General features: G+C 37.5%; 2 protein-coding genes. Both read left to right on the top strand.

Features of this window, described 5'->3' with window-relative positions:
* The first annotated feature begins 332 nt into the window (after positions 1–332).
* Positions 333–1,352 carry a hypothetical protein gene (locus HLG76_RS14605; RefSeq protein ID WP_175993937.1) on the top strand — a complete coding sequence of 340 codons (1,020 nt, stop codon included), beginning with the start codon at positions 333–335 and terminating at the stop codon, positions 1,350–1,352.
* 120 nt (positions 1,353–1,472) lie between these two features.
* The coding region (locus tag HLG76_RS15135) for a Type 1 glutamine amidotransferase-like domain-containing protein (protein ID WP_175993936.1) at positions 1,473–1,624 on the top strand (152 nt) is incomplete at its 3' end.

The following is a 1,624-nucleotide window of genomic DNA, read 5'->3' as shown; positions in this document are numbered from 1 at the left end:
GTTTGCGTAATACGGGTTCGAGACCCAGTCGAGTATTCGAGTTTGGTGCTTGGAGTTCTAAGGTGCGTTCATGTTTGTTATCGGTCTCTCGACAGAGGAGCCAGCGTTCAATCGAACTGCACATTAGAAAGCTTTAGTTGCAGCTAAAGCCTGGGTCTCACTTTACCCAAATACGGGTGAGATTATCCATACAAACAATTCAAGCAGACCCTCAACGTGTGGCATTTTCGTTTTGCTTTGAATTTGGTGATTACGGTGTTGTGCGGGAAGTTGGTAGTAGCGTTTCGGGCTACTTAATTGGGCGTTAGTACATTAGGAGTTTACCCACATATATGGATATTAGAGAAATATGTAACGAGTTAAATAGTAGATCTAAAAGCTATCAAGTTGGTAAGTTACAGAGGCTAAGATCAAAAATAAAAGATATATCTAGGCCTAAAACGTTAAATATATTTAGTGATCAAACCATTGATGAGGATTGGGCATTTCATTCCGGTGGACGAACAGAGCTTCAGTTTAATATAGGCACAGAAAAAGAGGGATTTAGGTATGGACTAGCCCTTTCACTGCAATTAAGTCGAACACTTCCTGACATTTCAGATTTTGAAGTTAAAATACTACGGTTTAATGAGTATCTACTAGCAAACACCCATGATTTAGATAACATAAAAATGTGGGTTCACTCACCGAGTGGAAGAAGTGAGATAAAGAAAATATCTGAAATTAAACTGACTCACTTTCAGGAAGGAAATTTTATATTCTTTGGCCTCTTGTGTGATGCTGACAGCATTGATTACGAACATGTTCTTCAAACGTTCGATCAACTACTTCCAATATATGAGTATGTTGAAAGCAATGCATCTTTGAACGAATCAATACTAAGCAAGAGTGCTAGCTTTACTTTTAGTGGATTTAGTGAAGATAAAAAACTGTATGGAACTTATAGCTCCCCAGCAAAGAAGTTTGAAGTAAAATATAAACATAATGAACTTCAGCTTAAACTTTGTCAGTTGCTTTCCAATAAGTATGGCGTAGTAAATGTTGGCGACGAGTGCTTAACAAAGTTTGGAACAAGGGTTGATGCGGTAGTTAAAAATACTGAAGGTTTTATATTTTATGAAATAAAAACAAACTCCACATTAAAGCTTTGCATTCGTGAAGCTCTTGGGCAGCTTTTGGAGTATGGGTATTGGGATTCTGATGTGGTCCCTCAAAAGTTAGTTGTTGTAGGAGATCATTCTGTAAATGAAGTGGCTATAAAGTATCTTCGTAAGCTTCGTGATGAGTTCAATTTACCTATTTATTATCAAAGAGTTGGCATTAATGATATCTCTCTTAGCAAAATGTACTAACAAGTTACTCAAACGGAAAAATAACAGTTGGCCATCGCTTCGCGATTATAGCCAACCATTATTTTCCGCTTAGCAAGGCGTTAAGTTTCTAGAAAAGTGTTCGGGAAGAAAGGAGATGTAATGAAAAAGATTTTTTTAACTTCATCTTTCGTGGATGTGGCAGATTTATTCGTGGAGTTCGCCGAGGAAAAATGCGCAGGAAAAACTGTTACATTCATACCTACGGCGAGTCTTGTCGAAGATGTTACATTTTATGTGGATGCTGGCAAAAA

It is taken from the genome of Salinivibrio sp. EAGSL (assembly GCF_013366455.1).
GTDB classification, from domain to species: Bacteria; Pseudomonadota; Gammaproteobacteria; order Enterobacterales; family Vibrionaceae; genus Salinivibrio; species Salinivibrio costicola.
The sequence above is the reverse complement of the archived record's forward strand: the minus strand, read 5'-3'. Positions and strand labels throughout refer to the sequence as shown.